This window comes from Streptomyces sp. NPDC059866 (assembly GCF_042731325.1).
In the GTDB taxonomy this organism is placed as follows: domain Bacteria; phylum Actinomycetota; class Actinomycetes; order Streptomycetales; family Streptomycetaceae; genus Streptomyces; species Streptomyces flavusporus.
The window spans coordinates 1-21,179 of record NZ_JBHWJT010000049.1; the positions used below are offsets into that span (position 1 = coordinate 1).

At 69.7% G+C, this 21,179-nt stretch carries 27 protein-coding genes and 3 pseudogenes; 17 read left to right on the top strand and 13 right to left on the bottom strand.

The window, feature by feature from the left end; all coding sequences use genetic code 11:
* A partial coding sequence (locus ACFV7R_RS41400) for a glycoside hydrolase family 75 protein (RefSeq protein ID WP_385274182.1) occupies positions 1-246 on the top strand: 246 nt, incomplete at its 5' end.
* A gap of 7 nt (positions 247-253) precedes the next feature.
* Here the strand turns inward: ACFV7R_RS41400 and ACFV7R_RS41405 are convergent.
* Positions 254-1,015, bottom strand: coding sequence for an SDR family NAD(P)-dependent oxidoreductase (locus ACFV7R_RS41405; RefSeq protein WP_385274185.1), 762 nt, complete (start codon positions 1,013-1,015; stop codon positions 254-256).
* Positions 1,016-1,147: 132 nt separating this feature from the next.
* On the opposite strand from ACFV7R_RS41405, the gene ACFV7R_RS41410 reads away from it, so the two are divergent.
* A complete protein-coding gene (locus ACFV7R_RS41410; protein WP_385274188.1) occupies positions 1,148-1,786 on the top strand; it encodes a TetR/AcrR family transcriptional regulator in 639 nt (212 codons plus the stop codon).
* A 51-nt stretch (positions 1,787-1,837) separates the two neighbouring features.
* On the opposite strand, the gene ACFV7R_RS41415 is transcribed toward ACFV7R_RS41410, so the two are convergent.
* The 5 genes and pseudogenes from ACFV7R_RS41415 to ACFV7R_RS41435 form a co-directional block, all read right to left on the bottom strand.
* Entirely contained in the window at positions 1,838-2,248 is a 411-nt protein-coding gene (locus ACFV7R_RS41415) for a PTS-dependent dihydroxyacetone kinase phosphotransferase subunit DhaM (RefSeq protein WP_129797676.1), read from the bottom strand.
* On the bottom strand, positions 2,241-2,840 hold the full coding sequence (dhaL, locus tag ACFV7R_RS41420) for a dihydroxyacetone kinase subunit DhaL (RefSeq protein WP_385274191.1): 600 nt from the start codon (positions 2,838-2,840) through the stop codon (positions 2,241-2,243). Before dhaL ends, ACFV7R_RS41415 begins: the two co-directional genes overlap by 8 nt.
* 60 nt (positions 2,841-2,900) lie before the next feature.
* Positions 2,901-3,893 carry a dihydroxyacetone kinase subunit DhaK gene (dhaK, locus tag ACFV7R_RS41425; protein WP_385274194.1) on the bottom strand — a complete coding sequence of 331 codons (993 nt, stop codon included), beginning with the start codon at positions 3,891-3,893 and terminating at the stop codon, positions 2,901-2,903.
* Between the two features lie 594 nt (positions 3,894-4,487).
* A pseudogene (locus tag ACFV7R_RS41430) lies at positions 4,488-4,886 on the bottom strand (transposase family protein); the annotation flags it as partial.
* 16 nt (positions 4,887-4,902) lie between these two features.
* Complete coding sequence (locus ACFV7R_RS41435; protein ID WP_385274197.1) at positions 4,903-5,337, bottom strand: transposase; 435 nt, start codon at positions 5,335-5,337, stop codon at positions 4,903-4,905.
* A 140-nt stretch (positions 5,338-5,477) separates the two neighbouring features.
* Between ACFV7R_RS41435 and ACFV7R_RS41440 the strand changes: the two genes are divergently transcribed.
* From ACFV7R_RS41440 to ACFV7R_RS41460, 5 genes and pseudogenes are all read left to right on the top strand, one after another.
* Positions 5,478-5,894 carry a hypothetical protein gene (locus ACFV7R_RS41440; RefSeq protein WP_385274200.1) on the top strand — a complete coding sequence of 139 codons (417 nt, stop codon included), beginning with the start codon at positions 5,478-5,480 and terminating at the stop codon, positions 5,892-5,894.
* Between the two features lie 9 nt (positions 5,895-5,903).
* Positions 5,904-6,008, top strand: a pseudogene (locus ACFV7R_RS41445) (MerR family DNA-binding transcriptional regulator); the annotation flags it as partial.
* Positions 6,009-6,090: 82 nt separating this feature from the next.
* A complete protein-coding gene (locus ACFV7R_RS41450) occupies positions 6,091-6,357 on the top strand; it encodes a MerR family DNA-binding protein (protein WP_385274309.1) in 267 nt (88 codons plus the stop codon).
* 41 nt (positions 6,358-6,398) lie between these two features.
* Positions 6,399-6,701 carry a DUF427 domain-containing protein gene (locus ACFV7R_RS41455; RefSeq protein ID WP_385274203.1) on the top strand — a complete coding sequence of 101 codons (303 nt, stop codon included), beginning with the start codon at positions 6,399-6,401 and terminating at the stop codon, positions 6,699-6,701.
* Complete coding sequence (locus ACFV7R_RS41460) at positions 6,698-7,270, top strand: SRPBCC family protein (RefSeq protein WP_385274206.1); 573 nt, start codon at positions 6,698-6,700, stop codon at positions 7,268-7,270. The genes ACFV7R_RS41455 and ACFV7R_RS41460 overlap by 4 nt, the downstream gene beginning before the upstream one ends.
* A 12-nt stretch (positions 7,271-7,282) precedes the next feature.
* Here the strand turns inward: ACFV7R_RS41460 and ACFV7R_RS41465 are convergent, their stop codons facing one another.
* On the bottom strand, positions 7,283-7,882 hold the full coding sequence (locus tag ACFV7R_RS41465) for a TetR/AcrR family transcriptional regulator (RefSeq protein ID WP_385274209.1): 600 nt from the start codon (positions 7,880-7,882) through the stop codon (positions 7,283-7,285).
* A gap of 139 nt (positions 7,883-8,021) precedes the next feature.
* Between ACFV7R_RS41465 and ACFV7R_RS41470 the strand changes: the two genes are divergently transcribed.
* The 8 genes from ACFV7R_RS41470 (at position 8,022) to ACFV7R_RS41505 (ending at position 14,606) form a co-directional block, all read left to right on the top strand.
* Positions 8,022-8,669, top strand: coding sequence for a peroxiredoxin-like family protein (locus ACFV7R_RS41470; protein ID WP_385274212.1), 648 nt, complete (start codon positions 8,022-8,024; stop codon positions 8,667-8,669).
* Between the two features lie 68 nt (positions 8,670-8,737).
* Complete coding sequence (locus ACFV7R_RS41475) at positions 8,738-9,178, top strand: MauE/DoxX family redox-associated membrane protein (RefSeq protein WP_385274215.1); 441 nt, start codon at positions 8,738-8,740, stop codon at positions 9,176-9,178.
* Complete coding sequence (locus tag ACFV7R_RS41480) at positions 9,175-10,746, top strand: radical SAM protein (protein ID WP_385274218.1); 1,572 nt, start codon at positions 9,175-9,177, stop codon at positions 10,744-10,746. Before ACFV7R_RS41475 ends, ACFV7R_RS41480 begins: the two co-directional genes overlap by 4 nt.
* The gene (locus tag ACFV7R_RS41485; RefSeq protein WP_385274221.1) at positions 10,743-11,531 is read left to right on the top strand and encodes a methyltransferase domain-containing protein; all 789 of its coding nucleotides are present in this window, start codon (positions 10,743-10,745) and stop codon (positions 11,529-11,531) included. The genes ACFV7R_RS41480 and ACFV7R_RS41485 overlap by 4 nt, the downstream gene beginning before the upstream one ends.
* 111 nt (positions 11,532-11,642) lie before the next feature.
* A complete protein-coding gene (locus ACFV7R_RS41490; RefSeq protein ID WP_385274224.1) occupies positions 11,643-12,128 on the top strand; it encodes a hypothetical protein in 486 nt (161 codons plus the stop codon).
* 86 nt (positions 12,129-12,214) lie between these two features.
* On the top strand, positions 12,215-13,033 hold the full coding sequence (locus ACFV7R_RS41495; protein ID WP_385274227.1) for a Crp/Fnr family transcriptional regulator: 819 nt from the start codon (positions 12,215-12,217) through the stop codon (positions 13,031-13,033).
* Positions 13,034-13,131: 98 nt separating this feature from the next.
* Positions 13,132-13,713: a redoxin domain-containing protein gene (locus ACFV7R_RS41500; protein ID WP_385274230.1), complete on the top strand. Its 582-nt coding sequence runs from the start codon at positions 13,132-13,134 to the stop codon at positions 13,711-13,713.
* Positions 13,714-13,718: 5 nt separating this feature from the next.
* Positions 13,719-14,606 (top strand): cytochrome c biogenesis CcdA family protein, encoded by an 888-nt coding sequence (locus ACFV7R_RS41505; RefSeq protein ID WP_385274233.1) that lies wholly within the window; start codon positions 13,719-13,721, stop codon positions 14,604-14,606.
* A 105-nt stretch (positions 14,607-14,711) separates the two neighbouring features.
* On the opposite strand, the gene ACFV7R_RS41510 is transcribed toward ACFV7R_RS41505, so the two are convergent.
* Positions 14,712-15,170 (bottom strand): CBS domain-containing protein, encoded by a 459-nt coding sequence (locus ACFV7R_RS41510; RefSeq protein WP_385274236.1) that lies wholly within the window; start codon positions 15,168-15,170, stop codon positions 14,712-14,714.
* Positions 15,157-16,392 (bottom strand): cation:proton antiporter, encoded by a 1,236-nt coding sequence (locus ACFV7R_RS41515; protein WP_385274239.1) that lies wholly within the window; start codon positions 16,390-16,392, stop codon positions 15,157-15,159. Before ACFV7R_RS41515 ends, ACFV7R_RS41510 begins: the two co-directional genes overlap by 14 nt.
* A 307-nt stretch (positions 16,393-16,699) precedes the next feature.
* On the opposite strand from ACFV7R_RS41515, the gene ACFV7R_RS41520 reads away from it, so the two are divergent.
* Complete coding sequence (locus ACFV7R_RS41520; RefSeq protein ID WP_385274242.1) at positions 16,700-17,116, top strand: STAS domain-containing protein; 417 nt, start codon at positions 16,700-16,702, stop codon at positions 17,114-17,116.
* Between the two features lie 9 nt (positions 17,117-17,125).
* Here ACFV7R_RS41520 and ACFV7R_RS41525 read toward each other — a convergent pair.
* Both ACFV7R_RS41525 and ACFV7R_RS41530 read right to left on the bottom strand, forming a co-directional pair.
* A pseudogene (locus ACFV7R_RS41525) lies at positions 17,126-17,580 on the bottom strand (CBS domain-containing protein).
* A 120-nt stretch (positions 17,581-17,700) separates the two neighbouring features.
* Positions 17,701-18,114: a hypothetical protein gene (locus ACFV7R_RS41530; protein WP_385274245.1), complete on the bottom strand. Its 414-nt coding sequence runs from the start codon at positions 18,112-18,114 to the stop codon at positions 17,701-17,703.
* A 104-nt stretch (positions 18,115-18,218) separates the two neighbouring features.
* Between ACFV7R_RS41530 and ACFV7R_RS41535 the strand changes: the two genes are divergently transcribed.
* On the top strand, positions 18,219-18,530 hold the full coding sequence (locus ACFV7R_RS41535; protein ID WP_385274248.1) for a hypothetical protein: 312 nt from the start codon (positions 18,219-18,221) through the stop codon (positions 18,528-18,530).
* 67 nt (positions 18,531-18,597) lie between these two features.
* On the opposite strand, the gene ACFV7R_RS41540 is transcribed toward ACFV7R_RS41535, so the two are convergent.
* Together ACFV7R_RS41540 and ACFV7R_RS41545 are read right to left on the bottom strand one after the other, a co-directional pair.
* Positions 18,598-19,320, bottom strand: a complete 723-nt coding sequence (locus tag ACFV7R_RS41540; RefSeq protein ID WP_385274251.1) for a potassium channel family protein — start codon at positions 19,318-19,320, stop codon at positions 18,598-18,600.
* On the bottom strand, positions 19,313-20,692 hold the full coding sequence (locus tag ACFV7R_RS41545; RefSeq protein WP_385274253.1) for a TrkH family potassium uptake protein: 1,380 nt from the start codon (positions 20,690-20,692) through the stop codon (positions 19,313-19,315). Before ACFV7R_RS41545 ends, ACFV7R_RS41540 begins: the two co-directional genes overlap by 8 nt.
* Positions 20,693-21,179 lie beyond the last annotated feature (487 nt).

The following is a 21,179-nucleotide window of genomic DNA, read 5'->3' on the forward strand; positions in this document are numbered from 1 at the left end:
GTCGTCTACCGCGACCAGGTGCAGTACGCGGTCGTCGGTGACACCGGGCCGGCCGACATCATCGGCGAGGCGTCGTACGCCACCGCCGCGGCGCTCGGCATCCCGCCCGACCCGCGGGCCGGCGGCACGGACTCCGGTGTCACCTACATCGTCTTCAAGGACTCCCAGGCCTCGCCCATCGAGAGCCACGAGGCTGCTGTCTCGGAAGGGGAGCGGCTGGCACGGCAGTTCGTCGGCGACTCCTGAGGTGCCGTCAGACAGCCGACCAGCCGTCGTCGACGGGCAGGACCGCCCCGTTGACGTTGCTCGCCGCGTCCGAGGCGAGGAACACGATCGCGGCGGCCTGCTCCTCGGGCTGGGCCAGACGGCCGACGTTGACGAAGTGCGGGCCCAGAGCCGCGGGCCCGTGGGCGTCGGCCTCGGCCTCCACGACGATGCCGGTCTGCGTGCCGCCCGGCGCGATGGCGTTCGCCCGGATGCCCTGCTTGCGGTACATCACGGCGAGGGACTTCGTCAGGCCCACCACCCCGTGCTTGGACGCCGTGTACGCGGCACCCGCGGCGCTGCCCCGCAGACCGGCCTCGGAGGCGGTGTTGACGATCGCGCCCCGGCCGGCCGCGAGCATGTGCGGCAGCACAGCCCGGGTGAGCAGGAAGGGCGCGGTGAGGTTGACCCGTATGACCCGCTCCCACTCCGCGTCGCCGACGTCCGCGAGTGCCGACATCCGGTCCATGATCCCGGCGTTGTTCACCAGGACGTCCACCCCGCCGAAGCGCTCGACCGCGGTCTGCGTGACCCGGTCCACCACGGCCTGCTCGCTCAGGTCGCCCGTGACGGCGACGGCCGTGCCGCCCGCCTGCTCGATCTCCTTGACGGTGGTGTCCGCGCCCTCGGCGTCGAGGTCCGCCACCACGACCCGGGCCCCTTCCCCGGCGAAGGCCAGGGCGGCGGCGCGCCCGATGCCCGAGCCCGCTCCGGTGACGATGACGCTGCGGCCGTCCAGTCCAGTGGTCATGGGTGTGCTCCTAAGGGGTGAAGGGAGGGGCGCCGGGCCCGGTGCGGTCCACCGTACGACTTATTGTCTGTGAGTGACATAAAATCGTGGTGGAGAATTCCGGAGGACCGATCACCGGCGCCGGAGGAACAGATGACTGCAGCCCGCGGACGGACGGGCCGACCGCCCCTGACCGAGGAACGCAAGGCCGAGATCCGGCTGGAGATCGCCCGGGCGGCGGTCGACCTGTTCGTGCGTCAGGGGGTCACCGCGACCACCGGCGAGCAGATCGGGCAGGCCGTCGGCGTCTCGGCGCGAACCGTGTGGCGGTACTTCCCGAGCAAGGAGAACTGCGTACGTCCCCTGTTCTCGGCCGGCATCGACCTGATCGCCGCATGCCTGCGCGACTGGCGGCCCGGGCAGCCCCTCGTGGCGGCCCTGGAGCGGGCGTTCAGCACCGAGCAGGAACGGGTGACCGGGACCGAAGGCACCACGCTGGGGGCGCTGGTACGCCTGACCCGGACGGAGCCGGGCCTGCGCGCGGTGTGGCTCCAGACCTACGACGAGGCCGAGCCGGCCTTCGCCCGCGCCCTCGCCGACCGGGCCGGGCTGCCCGCCGACGACCTGCGGCCGGCGATCCAGGCGGCGATGCTCAACGCCGCCCTGCGCGCCGCGGTCGAGCACCACGCCTGGCGCACCGCCGACGCGGCCGCCGACCGCCGCACGGCGCAGACCGAGCTGGCCGGCGCCGTGCGCTCGGCTGTTGCGCTGGCGGCGGAGGGGGTCACCTGACCGGCATGCCGGTCGATGGGGGAGGGGGCTGGCCCCCTGCGGGCGTGGGCGTCACACCTTCCGGTACGTGTACGCCTCCCCGGCCGCAGCCTCCACCGCGTCGAGGTCGGCTCCGGTGGCCGCTGTGACGACCGCGGCGATGGCACCCTCGACGAACGGCGCGTCCACCAGGCGGGCGCCGGTGGGGAGTTCGTCGCCCTCGGCGAGGAGCGCCTTCACGGTGAGGACGGCACTGCCGAGGTCGGCGAGGACGGCGACCCCGGCACCGCGGTCCACGGACGCGGCCGCGGCGGAGATCAGCTCCGCGCTGGTACCGAGCTCACCGCCCTCGGTGCCGCCCGCCGGGGCGACGGGCACCGCCGTGCCGCCGCCCGACAGCGCCTTCGCCAGCTCGGCAACGGACGCGGCCACCTGCGCGCTGTGCGACACCAGCACGATCCCGACCAGCTTCGCGTCACTCATCGGCGGCCTCCACGAGCCCCGCGATGAGCAGCGCCGACGAAGTGGCGCCCGGGTCCTGGTGCCCGATGCTCCGCTCGCCGAGATAGCTCGCCCGGCCCTTGCGGGCCTGCAACGGAGTCGTCGCCAGGGCGCCCTGCTCGGCGGCGGCCCGTGCCGCGCCGAAGGAGTCACCGAGCGCGTCCACCGCCGGCACCAGCGCATCGATCATCGTCTTGTCGCCGGGCACGGCGCCACCGAGCTGCATCACCGCGTCCACGCCCGCCCGCAGCGCCTCGGCGAGCTGTTCCTCGCCGACCTCGGCCGCGTCCCCGAGCGCCTTGCCGGTCCGCCGCAGCAGCGTGCCGTACAGCGGCCCGGAGGCACCGCCGACCGTCGAGATGAGCTGCCGCCCGGCCAGCATCAGGATCGCGCCGGGCGTGTCCGGGGCCTCCTTCTCCAGCGTCGCGATCACTGCGGTGAACCCGCGCTGGAGATTGCTGCCGTGGTCGGCGTCCCCGATGGGGGAGTCGAGGGCCGTGAGCCGTTCCGCCTCGCGGTCCACGGATGCGGCGGTCGCCGTCATCCAACGGCGGAAGAAGTCGGCGTCGAGCACTGGATCTCCTTGCATGGTAGGTACGGCGTGGTAGGTACGGTGATCGCCTGGACCGCCTCGTCACACACCCCACCGCAGGCCCGGCGTCCGCACCGGTGCGTCCCACAGTCGCAGCAGTTCCTCGTCGATCTGGCAGAGGGTGACCGAGGCACCCGCCATGTCGAGGGAGGTGACGTAGTTGCCGACGAGGGTGCGGGCGACGGCGACCCCGCGCTCGGCCAGCACCCGCTGCACCTCGGCGTTGAAGCCGTACAGCTCCAGCAGTGGTGTCGCCCCCATGCCGTTGACCAGGACCAGGACGGGATTGCGCGGCGCGAGGTCCTCCAGGACGGCGTGCACCGCGAAGTCGGCGATCTCCCGCGAGGTCATCATCGCCCGCCGCTCCCGCCCGGGCTCCCCGTGGATGCCGATGCCCAGCTCCAGCTCGCCGGGCGGCAGATCGAAGGTGGGGGTGCCCTTCGCGGGCGTCGTGCACGCGCTCAGCGCCACGCCGAAGCTGCGGGAGGCCTCGTTGACCTGCCGGGCGATCGCCTCGACCCGCTCCAGTGGCTGGCCCTCCTCGGCGGCGGCCCCGGCGATCTTCTCCACGAACAGCGTAGCGCCCGTCCCGCGCCGCCCGGCCGTGTAGAGGCTGTCGGTGACCGCCACGTCGTCGTTGACCAGCACCTTGGCGACCTGGATGCCCTCGTCCTCGGCGAGCTCGGCCGCCATGTCGAAGTTGAGCACGTCACCGGTGTAGTTCTTCACGACGAACAGCACCCCGGCCCCGCTGTCCACGGCCGCCGCCGCCCGCAGCATCTGGTCCGGCACCGGCGACGTGAAGACCTCCCCGGGGCAGGCCGCCGACAGCATGCCGGGCCCGACGAACCCGCCGTGCAGCGGCTCGTGCCCCGAGCCGCCGCCGGAGACGAGCGCCACCTTCCCGGAGACGGGCGCGTCCCGCCGTACGATCACCCGGTTCTCCACGTCGACGGTCAGCTCGGGATGCGCCGCCGCCAGGCCCCGCAGTGCGTCGGCGACGACGGTCTCCGGGACGTTGATGAGCATCTTCATGGGTACCTCCTGAAGAGATTAGCAGGCGGGCCCTGGACCTGTGTTTCCCGAGGTCAGAGCACATAAAGCCAGTTTTTGATCTTGGCGGTTCGTGACGGTCCGGGGCGGGTCCTGACGGTACTGATGCTGACCTGATGCTGACTTCGGTGACGGCCCGTCAGATCCTGCGGGTGATCGGTTGTCGGACGACTGCAGCTCCTGTTGACGGCAGTATCGGCCTTGCGGCAGCGAAGGTCACGCTGTCGGCTCCCGAGGAGCGGCAAGCTGTGCACAGGCAGGGAAGAGAAGATGACCACCACCGGCGGCTCGGCGCTGCCCAAGAACGGCATCGCCCACCAGAGGGAGAAGCCCTCAAGGGCAGCGCTGACGAGGTCCCGGCGGACGCCAGCAACGCGTCAGAGGGCGTGTTCACCGAGCTGAAGGGTGATGGCACCGCGGCGATTCGGCAGGCCAAGAAGAGGGCGGCCCAGAAGATCGGCACCCACTGCGGGAGAGGGTTGGTACCCGAGCCGGGTAGACCACCGGCGCTACCTCCGCGGCCAGGGAGGCGACGCACGGATCATTCGTGCCGGAACTCCAAGCCAGTGAGCCGTTTCAGCGTTGCCGCTCCAGGGTGAGGACGGCGGCGGAGATTGACGACATTCGATTCGGGCTGCACCGGGCCCTGCGGAAGATCCGCCACGACTTCAGCCGTGCGACCCCGAGCTCGACCGGCGCCCGTGCCGCGGACAGCGCGCGGTTGACGGAGCGCTGGGTCGGGGTGAGGTCGCGGCCCGGCGGGCGTCTGAGGGGTGTTGGCACCCAGGAGCCGGCTCCCATGTAGGCGCGGTCGGCGAGGACCGGGACGCCCTGGCGCTCGCAGATCCGGATGATCCGGTGGGTGCGGGCCGCAGTGAGATCGTGGGCGCGGCCGGGCAGTGCGGGCGAGATCCACAGCAGCCGCCCGGCCGGATCGGTCATCACCTGCACGTTCACGCCATGGCGGCGGTGCTTGATGCCCCTATGTTCGTCAAGCTGCGGTCCTCAGGGTCGCTGAAGTATCAGGCTGCTGGTGGCGCGTGATCATGTCGGCGCGGATCAGGCGGTACACCTCGCGGGCCGCGTAGCGTTTCAGGCAGCGCATGACCTCGCGTTTTCCCTTTCCTTCGGCGGTGCGTCGCTCCAGGTAGAGGCGGGTGCGCTCGTCTTGTCGCATGCGGGTGACCACGATGCGGTGCAGCGCGGCGTTGGCCTGCCTGTCTCCGCCGCGGTTGAGCCGACGGCGCCGGCTCTTCCCTGAGGACTTCTCGACAGGACCGACACCGCACAGGGCGGCGAAGGATGCCTCGCTGCCCAGCCGTTCCGGGTTGTCGCCTGCGGTGATCAGCAGGGCCGCCGCGTTGTCCGGTCCGATCCCGAGCTGCTCCAGCAGGCTGGGCGCGGTAGCCCGGACCGCTATGGTCATCCGCCTTCCGAGCTCGGTGGCTTCTTGCCGAAGCTGCACGACGCGCTGTGCCAGCAGTCGCAACGTGAAGACCGCCGTGTCGGCTGGGGCAGCAGACGGTCGAGGAATACGCGAAGCAGTGGCGACCCCGACAGCGCAAGATGACGGAGTATTCCACGGGCGAGCACGTCGACAGCTCGATCAATGTGCACATCGTTCCCCGCCTCGGATCGCGAAAGCTGAACTCCGTCACACCGATCGTGGTCGAGCGCTTCTTGGATGAATTGGAGACCGACGGGGGGCGCGGAAACCAGGCGAACATATTCCGCACCCTCAAGGCCATATTGCGAGATGCTTATGGCAAAGGGGCCATGGCGGATGACCCCGTGAAGGGCGTCCAAGAACCTGAGTACGTCCGGGAGAAGGTGGTCATCCCGTCCCTCACCTATGTGAAGAAGTCGCTGGCTGCCGCCGACGACGACCTCGCGCTTGAGATCGTCATGATGGTGGGCTGCGGCCTGCGAAACGGCGAGGCCCGAGCGGTGAACGTCACGAACGTCCTGCCCCGCAACAGCTAGCCTGGAGACATGCGTATCGGCGAGTTGGCCGTCGCGAGCGGGCTGAGCGCCAAGACGATCCGCTTCTACGAGGAGATCGGGCTGGTGCCGGAGCCGCCCCGCACGCCTGGCGGCTACCGCGACCACCCGGAGCAGACCCGGCGGCGACTGGCCTTCATCCGCGAAGCTCAGAGCGCCCGGCCTCACCCTCGCCGAGATCCGCTCCGTCCTCGCCCTCCGCGATGCCGGGGCCTCGCCGTGCGAGCACGTCACGGCCCTCATCGACCAGCATCTGGCCGACATCGACCGGCGTATCCGCGAGCTGCGCGCCACCCGGCAGGCCCTGCGTGACCTCGCCGAGCGGGCCGCGCGGACGGACCCGGCCGAGTGCACCGACACCGACATCTGCCGCATCCTCACCCACGCGAACGGTGAGCGCCGTCACGGAACCGCCGTAGGTGCCGCGCATAGCGTCACGTCGTAACACCCGGGGAATCCTTCCGGTGCATGTGGAGGAGCAAGATCATGTTGCGGGCCGTATGGAACGGAGTGGTGATCGCGGAAGCCCCGCGCACCGTGACCGTCGAGGGCAACCACTACTTCCCGTCCGAGGCGCTGCACCGCCAGTACTTCCGCGAGAGCCGGTCGAGGTCCCTGTGCCCCTGGAAGGGGCTCGCCCGGTATTACGACGTCACCGTGGGCGGGCGGACCAACCCGAAGGCCGCCTGGTACTACCCGCATCCGAGCCCCCTGGCACGCCGGATCAAGAACCATGTCGCGTTCTGGCAGGGCGTCACGGTCGAGGGCGAACCGGAGCCCTCCCGGTGACCGGCCGTCGTCTCGCGCATCTCACGGCCTGGGCGGCCGCGGCAGGGGCAGTCGCCGTCGGTGGCTGGGCGGGGCTGGTCTCGGGCGCCCTGCCCGCCGACCTCGGTGTGGGGCGGCGCATCCGGAAGCTCGGGCTTCAACCATTGGACATCGCCGCGCCCCGGGAGGTCATCTTCGACGTGATCGGCCAGCCGTACCTGGGGCGGACCACGCGGGCCATGCAGGAGAAGGTCCGTGTTCTGGAGCGGGGCGGCGACATGGTGCTTGCCGCCCACCACACGCCGCTCGGCGGCCGGTGGAAGGCCGTCACGGTGGAGACGGTGCGGTTCACCCGGCCCGAGCGGGTGGATTTCCGGCTGGTGCGCGGCCCGGTGCCGTACGTCGTCGAGTCCTTCACCCTCACCGAACGGGACGGGGCCACTCGGCTGCTGTACGAGGGAGAGTTGGGCACAGACCTCTGGCGTGCTGGGCAGTGGTGGGGCGAGAAGGTCGCCAAGCGGTGGGAGGCGACCGTCGCCGACTCGCTCGTCTCGGTCAAGGAGGAGGCCGAGCGGAGAGCGCGGGGCTGACGGGGTGCGCCGTCAGGGCGCCGCCCGGCCACCGATCGCGGTGAGGGCCGCCGTCACCGTCTCCTCCAGTTCGCGGACGTCCGCTCCGGCACGGGAGCGCACGTTGACGCCGTAGGCGAGCAGGGCCAGGAGCTCGGCCGTGGCGCCGAGGTCGGCCTCGGGTCGAAGTTGGCCGTTGTCCTGCGCGATCGTCAGCGCCGCGTACATCGCGTCCCGTAGGTGCCGATGGTGCCCGTCGAGGAGGGCACGGACCTTCGGGTCGCCGTTCTCCGCACCGGCGTGCGCGTTGGCGACCATGCAGCCCCACCGCGCGTACTCCCCTGAACAGCGCACGTCGATGAGCGCGGCGAAGAACTCGGCGATGGCGGGCAGGCCCCGTTCGTCCTGTGCGAGGCGGCGGAACGCCGGCTGCGAACGGCTCTCGATGTAGCGGCGCAGCGCGGTGCGGTAGAGATCCTGCTTGCTGCCGAAGGTGGCGTAGAGGCTGGAGCGGTTGAGCCCGGTCTCCGTCACGATGTCCTGGATGCCGGTCGAGACCATGCCCTGCCGCCAGAACAGCCGCACCACCGTCTCCAGTGCAGTGTCCGGGTCGAAGTGCTTGATGTCCGGCACTGCCCTCACCTCCTGGCACTCCCGCGATCCTGAAACGGGAGTTCCAAGATACCGCCCCCTCCACTATCTTGAAACAGTCATTCCAAGTTGGAGGTTCGGCGCTGTCCCGACCCTGTCCCAGCCCCAGGAGGACCCTTCCATGACCCTCAACGCCGAGCTGCGCGCCTTCTACGAAGCCCGCCAGCAGCAGATCCCCGCCGAGATACGGGAGATCATGAACCGCGCCGCCCAGGACCTCGCCGACTCCGGCCGGGCCACCCGCGCCCTGACCGTCGGCGACCGGGCCCCGCACTTCAGCCTGCCGTCGGCGACCGGCCAGACGGTGGCGCTGGAGGATCTGCTCGTTACCGGCCCGGTCGTCCTGACCTTCTACCGCGGCGCCTGGTGCCCGTACTGCAACATTGCACTGCGCTCCCTTCAGCGTCACCACGACGACATCACCGCACGCGGCGCCCGACTCGTCGCCGTCTCCCCGCAGATCCCCGACGAGTCCCTCTCCCTGACCGAGAAGCATCACCTCGCCTTCGACGTCCTCAGTGACCTCGGCTCCGACACCACCAAGCAGTACGGCCTCGCCTTCGACCTCCCCGACGACCTTGCCGCCGTCTACGACAAGCTCGGCTTCGAGCTTCAGCGCGTCAACGGAGGCCACCCACGTACGCTCCCGCTGCCCGCGACGTACGTCATCGACCGCGACGGCATCATCCGCTGGGCCTTCGTCGACACCGACTACACCCGCCGCGCCGAACCAACCGACATCCTCGCCGCGCTCGACGCCCTGGCCTGAGTCAGCTGTGTGCCGTCGGTGAGCGCGCTTACAGATCCCCGCCTCACCTGGGGCATAGCGTGCAGCGCATGGTGCTGCGGAGCGTGCTGGGCGCGCTTTTCGTCGCGATGGCGGTCGGACAGCTCGTGTCCTTCCGTCAGATGCCCGGGATTTTGGATGCCTATGGGCTCGTCTCCGGGCCGGGGGCGCCTGCGCTCGCCGCAGCACTCATCGCGGGCGAGCTGGTGTGCGGGGTGTGGTTCCTTGCCCGCCCGCGGTCGAAGGCGATCGCCCCCGTGTGGGTCTACACGGCCGTGTCGGGGGCATGGGCACTGCCGGCCGTACAGGCCTACGCCCGCGGCCTCACGGTGACCAACTGCGGCTGCTTCGGCAGATATCTCGCCCAGCGACTGAGCTGGTTCGTCCTCGTGCAGGACGCACTGCTGCTGTGCTACGCGGTCCTGCTGTTCCGCGGGGCACGCAAGGCATCCGGCCCATCCGGCCCCACCGCGAAGAGAGGATCGAGATGACCCAGGCATCCGCGCCCCGGCGCAAGGTGGACCGCGACGAGATGTTCGTGGAGTTCACCAAGTCGATCTGCCCGTTGTGCAAGACTCCGGTCGACGCGCAGGTCAACATCCGGGACGGCAAGGTCTATCTGCGTAAACGCTGCCGCGACCATGGGCAGTTCGAGGCGTTGGTGTACGGCGATGCCGAGGAATACCTGTCCTCCGCGCGCTTCAACAAGCCGGGCACCGTTCCGCTCACCTTCCAGACCGAGGTGAAGGACGGCTGCCCGAGCGACTGCGGGCTCTGCCCGGAGCACAAGCAGCACGCCTGCCTGGGCATCATCGAGGTCAACACCGGCTGCAACCTGGACTGCCCGATCTGCTTCGCCGACTCCGGCCACCAACCCGACGGCTACTCCATCACCCACGAGCAGTGCGCAACCATGCTTGACGCCTTCGTGGAATCCGAGGGTGATGCGGAGGTGGTGATGTTGTCCGGCGGCGAGCCCACCGTCCACAAGCACATCCTCGACTTCATCGACCTCGCCCAGGCCCGCCCGATCAAGAACGTCACCCTCAACACCAACGGCATCCGCCTCGCCTCCGACCGGACCTTCGTCGCCGAGCTCGGCAAGCGCAACCAGGTGCCGGGCCGGTCGGTGAACATCTACCTCCAGTTCGACGGCTTCGACGAACGCACCCACCTGGAGATCCGGGGGCGGGACCTGCGGATGTTCAAGCAGCGGGCGCTGGACAACTGCGCGGAGGCGGGGCTGACCGTCACTCTCGTCGCGGCGGTCGAGCGGGGCCTGAACGAGCACGAACTCGGGGCGATCATCGAGTACGGCATCGACCATCCCGCCGTACGGTCCGTGGCGTTCCAGCCCGTCACGCACTCCGGCCGGCACGTGGAGTTCGACCCGCTTCAGCGGCTCACCAACCCCGACGTCATCCGGCTGATCAACGAACAGCGGCCGGGCTGGTTCCAGAAGGGCGACTTCTTCCCCGTGCCGTGCTGCTTCCCGACCTGCCGGTCCATCACCTACCTGCTGATGGACGGGGAACCGGGCAACCGCACGGTGGTGCCGATCCCGCGGCTGCTGAACGTGGAGGACTACCTCGACTACGTCACCAACCGCGTCATGCCCGACGTCGGCATCCGCGAGGCCCTGGAGAAGCTGTGGTCGGCCTCGGCGTTCATGGGGACGGAGACGACCGAGGAGAAGCTGCGGGCCACCGCCGAGGCCCTGGACTGCGCGGACGCCTGCGGCATCGACCTGCCGGAAGCGGTGCGGGACCTGAACGACAAGGCGTTCATGATCGTGGTGCAGGACTTCCAGGACCCCTACACCCTCAACGTCAAGCAGCTGATGAAGTGCTGCGTCGAGGAGATCACCCCCGACGGGCGGCTCATCCCGTTCTGCGCGTACAACTCCGTCGGCTACCGCGAACAGGTCCGCGCGCAGATGTCCGGCGTCCCCGTCGCCGACGTCGTGCCCAACGCGCTGCCGCTCGCCGATCGGCTCACCTCCACGCCGTACGGCTCGAAGACCGCGCGCAATGACGCAGCAGAGGAGCGCCGGCCGTGAACCACGACGAGATCAAGACCTGCTGCGCCGACGCCTACGCGAAGGACGCTGTCGCCCTGCTGCTCGGCGACTCCTACCACCCCGGCGGCCTCACCCTGACCCGCCACCTCGCCGACCACCTGCAGCTGGCCGGCGACGCCCGCGTCCTGGACGTGGCCTCCGGCCGCGGCACCACCGCCCTCCTCCTCGCCGACGTCTACGGCGCACGCGTGGACGGCGTCGACTACGCGCCCGCCAACACCGCTCTCGCCCAGGGAGCCGCGCAGGCGGCCGGGATGGCCGAGCGGGCAGTGTTCGTCACCGGCGACGCCGAGCACCTGCCGTACGAGGGCGGAGTGTTCGACGCGGTGGTGTGCGAGTGCGCGCTGTGCACCTTTCCGGACAAGGCGCGGGCCGCCGCCGAGTTCGCCCGCGTCCTTGGACCGGGCGGGCGCGTGGGCATCACCGACGTCACCGCCGACCCCGACCGACTTCCACCCGAACTGAGCGGACTGGGTGCCCGTATCGCCTGCGTGGCCGACGCCCGCCCGCTGCCCGAGTACGCCGACATCCTGGCCGCGGCCGGTCTGCACACCCGTCACACCGAGCGGCACGACACAGCAATGCTGCGCATGATCGACCAGATCGAGGCGCGTCTGAACCTACTGCGCCTCACGGGCCCGGCCCGCCTCGCCGAAGCCGGCGTGGACCTGGCCGCGGCCACCGACATCCTGGCCGCGGCCCGCACGGCCGTCGCCGACGGCCTTCTCGGCTACGCCCTGCTGATCGCGGTGAAGTCACCATGACCATCCAGCGGTCTACTCCCGGGTACGTAAGCGCCCTCACATACCTGCATGCGCCCTGCGTTCTAGCGTCGGCATCGTGAGCGGAACATCAGCATCGGGAGGACGATCACCATGGCCACCACCGTGCAGATATCCCCGAAGACCGCCACGATTCCGGTCCATGCGGTGTGGGGTGCCGCGGCCGGGCTGGTCGGCGGTGTCGGGATGGGCATCTGGATGTCGGTGTCCCGGCCGATGATGGACACGGCGATGATCACCATGGTCGCCGGGCTGCTCGGATCCACCAACGCCTTCGTGGGCTGGCTGATCCATCTGTCCATCGCGCTCTTCGCCGGGACCGGCTTCGGCGTGCTGCTCGGGCAGTACGCCCGGCATGTTGCCCCCGCCGCTGTTCTCGGCCTCGTCTACGGCGCTGTCTGGTGGGCCCTCGGGGCCCTGTGGATCATGCCCGCGAACATGGGCATGCCCGTCTTCGAGTGGAACGACGTCACCTCCTCAAGCCTGGGCGCCCACCTCGTGTTCGGGCTGCTCGCCGGAGTGGCCTTCGCCTTCATCGCCCAGACGATGGGCAGGAGCAACGGTCCGGCCCGAGGATGAGCTCCCTACCGCCCACGTCAACCCCCGCCACCGGTGCAACACCACCGGGGGCGGGGCCGCGTCGGACAGGCTTCGGAGGTGTCGTGGTGCCGTACTGTCTGGCCCAGGGCGCCGAGGTGTTGGCCAGCCCGGCATGGGGCGCCGCGCCCCCGCCGTGGGCACCGGGACGACGCGAGGAGACGCACACCATGGCCGACGCCGCAGCAGATGACGACGCCGAGCGGACCTGGTGCCTGGCCGAGGTCGACATCTTCTGCGACCTGTCCGAGCGGGAGATGGCCGCCATCGCGGAGGCGGCGCCGATGAAGACGTACAACGCGGGCGAGATCCTCTACTCGCCGACCCAGCCGTCCGAGGTGCTGTTCATCCTCAAACGCGGCCGGGTGCGCGTCTTCCGGGTCTCCGCGGACGGCCGGGCGCTGACCACCGCCATCATCACGCCGGGCACCATCTTCGGGGAGATGGTCCTGCTCGGGCAGCACATGTACGACAACTTCGCCGAGGCCCTCGACGACACCGTCGTGTGCGTGATGAGCCGCGCGGACGTGCACAAGTACTTGCTGTCCGACGCCCGGATCGCCGCCCGGATCACGGCGATCCTCGGCCGCCGCCTGTCCGACCTCGAACAACGCCTGTCCGACAGCGTGTTCAAGACCGTCGCCCAGCGCATCGCCACGACCCTCACCACTCTGACCACCGCCCAGCCCTCGGCAAGTCCGCTGCGGCCGGTCGGACGCCACCCGCAGATCGCCCTCACCCACGAGCAGCTCGCCGCCCTGGCCGGCACGTCTCGCGAAACGTGCACGAAGGTGTTGCACGACTACGCCGACCACGGCCTGCTGCGCCTCGCCCGCGGCCGCATCACCGTCCTCGACACCCAGCGCCTCAAGGAGGCCGCGGGCTGACGTCACCGAACCGTAAGGCCGCCACAGCCCGCCCGCGGGGCCCGGCGGCTCTACGCTCACACCCGGTCCCCGCACACAGGAGTCACTCGGAGTCGTCCATGCGCGTTCGCACCCTGCTTCCTGCCGCTCTGGCCGCCACGTTGCTCACCGTCGCCGGGTGCGGAACCGAAGGCGGCTCCGACGCCGATGGCGACGCGGGCGCCTCGCCGTCGAAAACGTCCTCGCCCGCCCAGTCGCCCACCACCTCGGACGCCGGTGACGCCGGGGCCGCTGTGCCCGAGGCGCTGCAGTTCACCGGCACCACCGTGGACGGCAAGCCGTTCGACGCGAAGACCCTCGCGGGCAAGCCGACCGTGCTCTGGTTCTGGGCGCCCTGGTGCCCCAAGTGCCGCGCCCAGGCCACAGAGACCGCGAAGGTCGCCGCCGACTACCAGGGCAAGGCCAACGTCCTGGGCGTTGCCGGGCTCGACACCAGCGCCGCCATGAAGGACTTCGTCGCCGATACCGGAACCGACAGCTTCCCCCACCTGTCCGACGAGGCGGGCGACGTGTGGAAGCGGTTCGAGATCACCGAGCAGAGCCACTACGTCATCCTCGACAAGAACGGCACGACCGTCTACGAGGGCGTCCTGCCCGGTGGGCAGGGACTGGCTGAGAAGGTCGCCGGGCTCACCGGCTGAGCACCATGGCCGACCTGCCCCTCGCCCTCGCGCTCACCGCGGGGATGCTTGCTGCCGTCAACCCGTGCGGCTTCGCCCTGCTCCCGGCCTACCTGTCGCTGCTGGTCCTCGGCGACGACTCGCCCAGCCGGACGGTCGCGGTCGGCCGGGCCCTGGCCGCCACTGCCGCGATGACCGTCGGATTCGCCGCGCTCTTCGGCGTCTTCGGCCTGGCCGTCCAGCCCGTCGCCGGGCAGGTGCAGCGGCATCTGCCCTGGTTCACCATTGCGTTCGGGCTGCTCATGGCCGTGGCCGGTGCCTGGCTGCTGGCCGGCCGCCAACTCCCCGTCCTGGCCCCGAAAGTGCGCCGCGCCCCCACGGTCACCCGCTCCATCCCTTCTATGGCGCTGTTCGGCATGGCATACGCCACCGCCTCCCTCGGCTGCACCATCGCCCCGTTCCTCGCCATCGTCGTCTCCGCCTTCCGCAGCGGATCCACCGGCGAGGGCATCGCCCTGTTCGCCGCCTACGCCGCCGGAATGGGCCTGGTCGTCGGCGCCGCCTCCCTGACTGTCGCCCTGACCCGCACCACCGCGGTGACCCGGCTGCGCCGCTTTGGCGCCCTCGCACCCCGTCTCGGCGGCGGCCTGCTGCTCCTCGTCGGGGCCTACGTGGCGTACTACGGCTGGTACGAGATCCGCGTCCAGCACGACCCGGCCACCACCGACCCGGTCATCAATGGGGCGGGCGCGGCCCAGCGGGCCATCGCCGACACGCTGGACGGTGCCGGCCCGGCTGGGATCGCCGCCCTCTGCGCGGCACTGCTCGTCGTTGCCATGCTGATCAGTAAGCGGCGACGAACCCACCAGTCTGCGCGTACAGAACTCGGAGCACCACCAGCTGATCGCAGGTGACCAGTCCGGTCTTCTCCAGAACGCGATGTGGTCAAAGGATTTGGGTGCGGCTCTTCTTGAGTGAGATCGCCGGTCAGGCCGAGAGCTGGTATTTGTGCCAGTCGTTCACGATCCTCCGACGAGTCGTTCCATCAGGCGGGCGGCCGTGATGGCCCCTGCCAGGCGGACCTGGTCGCCGTCGCGTTCGACGACGGCGACCAGTGGCGTGTGGGTGCGGGCCATCAGGGCCGCGATGTGCATGACGTTCGCGTCCGGGCCGACCGTCGGTGGCTGGAACCTGCGGCGCGGCAGCCATTCGGCCACGCTGAGCCCGGCGAGCTTGTCGGGCACCTCGTCGAGGTCCCGGTCGTCGATGACGGCCGGGAGCAGCGGGTCCTCCAGGGCGTACTCGGGGACGAGCTGTCCGATGAGCTGGGAGCCGGGCACGATGGCGTACGGCTGTCCGTCGCGGTCGACGACCAGGAGTGCGGGCAGCTTGTGTTCGGCCAGCAGCCGGGCGGCTGCGGTGGCGTCGTCGTCGGTGGACACCTGCGGGTAGGGCTCGGCGAGTTCACGTGCCGACATGGTCGGACTCCTTGGCGGTACGGGGAGCAGGGGTGCCTCCGGTGACACCGGCGATGTCCTCGACGTGGAAGAGGCGGGCTATCGGCACGTCGGTGGAGCTGTGCGCGACGATCGAGAAGGCGATGCACACGGCGATGAGGGTGAACGCCTCCTCGCCCTGCGGGATCCCGGCCTGCAGCACCAGCAGCCCGTACACCACCGAGGCGAAGCCCTTCGGCCCGAACCAGGCAGCCACCAGCTTCTCCTTGCGGGACAGACTCGTGCCGATCAGCGAGATCAGCAGCGAGGCCGGACGGATCAGGACGATCGCCAGGACGACCGCAACATAACCGCCGAACGACAAGTCACCGAACAGCTGCGGTGTCAGCAGTGCGCCGAAGATCAGCAGGGCCGCGAACTTCGCGAGCTCCGCCAGCGCCTCGCCGAGCGGCTCGAAGGACTCCTTCGCCTCCGGCGACACGTGTGCGATGACCGCGCCTGCCGAGAAGGCGGCGAGGTACGGGTTGGCGTGGGTGAGGTGGCAGGCTGCGTACAGGATGATCCCGGTCGCCAGTGGGAGCAGCGGCTGCAGCTTCGGCTCCGCGCCCAGCAGCCGGAAGCGTACGAGCCAGTTCACCAGCAGCGGCAGCGCGAAACCGAAGACGATGCCGAGCACCAGCTCCAGGGCGATCTTGGAGCCGGAGGCTTCCGCGCTGTCGGCGGTCGGGCCCGCGGCGGCGATCAGGATGAGGACGATCGGTAGCGCGAGCCCGTCGTTGATACCGCTCTCCACGTTCAGCAACTGCCGCAGCTTCGCCGGGACTTCCCTCCGGCCCACGATCGCCGAGGCGAACACCGGGTCGGTCGGAGCGAGGACGGCCCCAACGAGGAACGACGTCGTCCAGTCCAGGCCCACCAGGAAGTGCGTGACCAGCGCCATGAATACGAACGCGAGGGGCATGCCCAGGCCCAGGGCACGCGCCGGGTTCCTCCAGTTGGCGCGCAGCTTGAGCAGGGAGACGTGCATGCCGTCGGTGAACAGCACCGCGAACAGCGCCAGATCGGCCGTCACGGACACCATCTCGCTGTCCGGCGTGATGTGGATCAGACCGAGGAAGCCATCGCTGACGAGCGCTCCGCCCACCAGGAAGAGAAAGGACGTGGAGAGCACCGTCCGCGCCGCCAGGCCCGACAACAAAACCGCCACCAGCAGCGCGGTACCGAACACCGCCACGAGCACCATGACGGGCCACCCACGATCGGAAGAGAGATTCGTCCTCTGCTCGCCGACCAGGCTTCCCGGCACACCGCTGGGAACCTTCCCCGTTCTTGATGCGTCTTTGACAGATCACTAACGCGCACTTCGAAGGGCATGACGTTGCCGGAATCCGGCAACACTCAGGGCGGGCACGCCCTGCTGCCCCCGCCATCCGATCAGCCGAGTCGCAGAACGGCACAAGCGGCACACGGATCGCGCGGCGATTAGGCTCAGCGGCAGGCGCGCCGGGAAGTCTGGTCGGCAGTCGGTCCATCCTGTCCTGGAGCCGCGGATGCCAGACGCTTCCCCCACCGAGGAGTTCCACCGGGACCACGGACTACGCAGGGTCGGAAACCGCCTGCTCCATCCGTTCCGCCGTCAGGAGCACCAGGTCGGCGAGTCCGCTCCCGGTCACATCGTGGTCCGGCTCTCCGGAGAGATCACTTCTGAGAACGCCGCGCGCATCGGTGCGCAGCTGCAGGACGTTCTGCGCTCGCATCCCGACGTCCTCGAGCTCGACCTTCGCCGGCTGAGCCACCTCAGCAGTGATGGAGGAACGGCGTTCTTCATGACAGTGCGGGCAGCGAGGGCGCACAGTACGCGTGTGATCGTCACCCACACGGGGCACCAGTCGCGCGGCGTGCTGCATCAGCTGGGCCTGGGCCGGGTGCTCGAGGTGTACGGCGAGGACGGCTCTGAAGCTCCGTGATTCCCCTTCTCAGACCGCGGCGAGGAGTCGGTCCAGCAGATGGGCGGCGGTGATGACGCCCAGGAGCCGTATGCCGGCCTTGTCCTTCTCGACGACCGCCACCAGCGGGCTACGTACCCGCGCCCTCTGCGCGGCGTCAAGGGCAGTGTCGTCCGGCGCGGCGACCGGCGGCTCAGGCACCCTCTTGGACAGGCAGTCGCGAACGGTGCGGCCCTCCATCGCCCGGCACAACCGGTCGGCGTGCCGCTCGTCGACCACGGTGGCCAGTGTCGGGTCTTCGATGACGTACTCCGGCACGAGAATCTTGATCGTCCGGGACGCGGGCAGGATGGCCTTGGGCGCACCGTTCTCGTCGATCACCAGCAAGGCGGGAAGCTTGTCCCGGCCATCAGGCGTGCTGCCTCCATGGCGTCGGTGTCGACGCCGACCGTCTCGTACTCCACTGCCAGATCACGTGCTCGCACGATCGGCTCCCGTTCCGTTCTTTGTCGTCCTACAAGGCAGCATCACGCGGAGGTGGTCCGCCTGCCAGCCACGGCGAGGTGGTTCTTGTGGCATTCCGGTGCAACTGACCGTGCGCGCTCTCAGGGCGGGCCGTCACCAGGTGTGGTGCGGTGATGTGCGCCAACCGCATTGATGAGCCGCGCGACGAGCGTGCCGAGGACTGCGGCGGTGAGGAGGAGGCCCATCCGGGCTGCGTCCGGATGCCCCTGCCAGGTGAGTTCACCGCGTGGCGTGATCAGGAAGCCGTTGAGGAACAGCCAGCACACGAGGGCGGTTCCGGGTGCCGCGGTGAAGGGGGCAGGCAGGCCCAGCAGCGCCGCGAACCCGCAGAGAACCGCAAGGGCGACGGACGGAGCAGACGGGCCGCTGAGCGTACTGAGTACGACCGCAAGGACGAACGCTCCCGCGCAAGCCGCCGCCCAGACGAACGGCGTGGCCATAGGCTCGGGCACGGGCCGGAGGGCGGCGGTACGCAAAAGGCGCCACTCCACCATGGGCCGATCCCTCCTTCAACAGCGCGCACCCGCGAGTGCGGCTTCTTCCAGACAACGCGGATGAGACCGTACGTCGAGACGCGCGCCGACGTTCTTGACGAACCATGTACGACACATTGACGCATCCCGTATGCCGGCTGATCTGCGCGGCTCAGAGTCGCCGGGCGCGAGAGGACGGCGTCGAACCGGCACGGGACGCCGCCGGCATCGGAATCCTCACCTATGCCGCCCACACCTTCGCCGGGCAACTCGGCGCGGACTGGGCCGCGTACCTCTCGCCCTTCCACTACTACATCGGCGGCGAGCCGCTGAAGCATGGCATGCAGTGGGCCGACGCGGGCATCCTTGCCGGGGCCTCCGCGGTGCTGGTGGCCGCGGGGACGTACCGCTTCAACCACCGCGACCTCAACGGCTGACCGGCGGGTCTGCCGAAGCCAAGCGCCCGATAACCTCTGTGATCACCGGCCCTGGCCAGGCCGGTGATCAGCTGAGCTCGGCGAACGCCTCCACCGCGTGCGTTTTGCCGGTGACGACGATGACATCGCCCTTCTGGATGACGGTCTCGGCGGTGGCGTACGTGAAGTCCTCGCCGTGGCGTTTGATGCCGACGACCGTGACGCCGTACCGGCTGCGGACCTGGCTCTGACCGAGCGGGACGCCGGTGGCGATGTCCGGGGCGACGGTCTTCACGAGGGCGTAGTCGTCGTCGAACTCGATGAAGTCCAGCATCCGGCCGGTGACGAGGTGGGCGACGCGTTCGCCCATTTCGTGCTCGGGAAGGACGACGTGGTGGACGCCGAGGCGTTCGAGGATCTGGCCGTGCTGGCGGCTGATGGCCTTGGCCCAGACGTTGGGTACTTCGGCTTCCAGCAGGTTGGCGCTGACCAGGATGCTCGCCTCGATGTCGGTCCCGATGCCGACCACGGCGCTGGTGAACTCGTGGACGCCGAGCTGGCGCAGCACCTCCGGGTCGGTGCAGTCGGCGACCGCCGAATGTGTCAGCCCGTCGCTGTACTTCTGGACCAGGCGGGCGTCCGTGTCGATGCCAAGGACGTCCCAGCCGCGGCGCATCAGCTCGCTGGCGAGGGACGAGCCGAAGCGGCCCAGGCCGATCACGGCCACGCGCTGGTCCGTCGCCCCATGGGCGCGAGTCTCGGCGAGGCGCTTGCGGCGGCGCATGCGCAGCTTGTGCAGGTAGTCAGCCAATGACGGGTCGCTCCTCGGGCAGTTCGTAGCGGCGCCTGCGCTCCCGCAGGGCGAGCGCAGAGACAAGGGTGATGGGGCCGATACGGCCGACGAACATCAGGCCGATCAGCAGAAGCTGGCCGGCCCCCGGCATGTCCGCGGTGATGCCGGTGGACAGTCCCACCGTCGCGAAGGCGGAGACGACCTCGAACAGCACAGCCTCCAGCCGCTCCTCGACCAGCGTAAGCAGAAGCAGAGTGGAGGCGATGACCAGGCCGACGCCCAGCAGCGCCACGGTCAGGGCCTGGCGCAGTACGTGCGGGGCGAGACGGCGTCCCAGCACCCCCGAGATGGGCTCGCCGCGCACCTCCGCGATGATCGCGACGAGCAGGACCGCGAACGTGGTCACCTTGATGCCGCCCGCGGTCCCGGCGCTGCCACCGCCGATGAACATCAGTACGCACGTCATCAGCAGTGTGGAGGACTCCATCGCCCCGATGTCGACCGCGTTGAAGCCGGCGGTGCGCGCCATGGCGGAGTGGAAGAAGCTGTTGAGGATCTTGTCCGCCGTCGAGTGCGGGCCCAGGGTGCCGGCGTTGGTCCACTCCAGCAGGCCGGTCAGCACGGTGCCGGCGATCAGGAGGACGGCTGTGGTGATCAGCGTCAGCTTGGTGTGCAGGGTCCAGTTGCGGCGCCCGGTCGTACGCCGCCGGTTGCGGTGGCGCAGCAGCTCCAGCAGGACGGGGAAGCCGAGACCGCCCAGGATCACGGCGACGGCGACCGGCAGCATCACCCACGTGTCTCCGGCGTAGCGGGTGATGCTGTCGGCGTGCAGCCCGAACCCGGCGTTGTTGAACGCCGACACCGCGTGGAAGAAACCGAGGTACACGGCGCTGCCGATGCTCTCGCCGTACCCGTACCGGAACCGCAGCGCCAGTACGGCCCCCACCGCGAGCTCCACGATCAGCGTGGTCCCGGCGACCCCGAGCAGCACGCGGCGGACATCCCCGATGCCCAGGCTCTTGGTCTCCGCCTGCGCGGTCAGCTGCATGCGCAGCCGCAGTCGGCCCGACACCAGCAGCGCCAACAGCGATGCCATCGTCATGATCCCGAAGCCGCCGACCTGGATCAGCACGAGGATGACACCCTCGCCGAAGCCGCTCCAGTACGTGCCCGTGTCGACGACGGCGAGTCCGGTGACGCACACGGCGGATGTAGAAGTGAACAGCGCCGTCAGGAAACTGGCCCCCGCCCGTTCCTCGGTGGCGATCGGCAGCACAAGCAGCACCGCACCGGCGAGGACCACGGCGGCGAAGGCCAGGACGACCGCGCGAGCGGGGTGTGCGGCCAGCACCAATGACAGCGACCGCAACTGTGTCACCAATCCTGCCACCCGTTGCCTCTTTCCCCCGTCTGCCTCGACAGTCGTAGCCCTCATTGGCCTACGTCAAGGCCTCGTCAAGATCCCGGCCGCACACCCTGCCCGGGGGCCGGCCGGGTGAGCGGACCATCGCGGAGTCGGAGTCTCGGTATGAGCAGGCGCTGGATGTACAGGGAATCCAGACGCCACGGCGTGCCGCGCTACTACTTCGGGGGAAAGCTTAGGTTCAAGGTGGCGGACCTGGACAACTGGGCGCAGCAGCAGAGGGTGCATTGAGGGGGGCGGGAATCATCCCGCCCCCCGAGTTACCTTCTTCGTGGCCTCGCAAGGAGGCTCCCGGCCTTCGGCCCCGGCATGACTTCGCCCCCTAGTCGATGATGATCGAAAAAGTGGTGTCACCGGGATCGAAGGCATTGGCAGACCGCTGATTAGAGGCCGAGCACCGATCCCGGACTGGGGGGAGGCAGTCTCTTCGTAACGTGGATGCCGGCACGCTGAT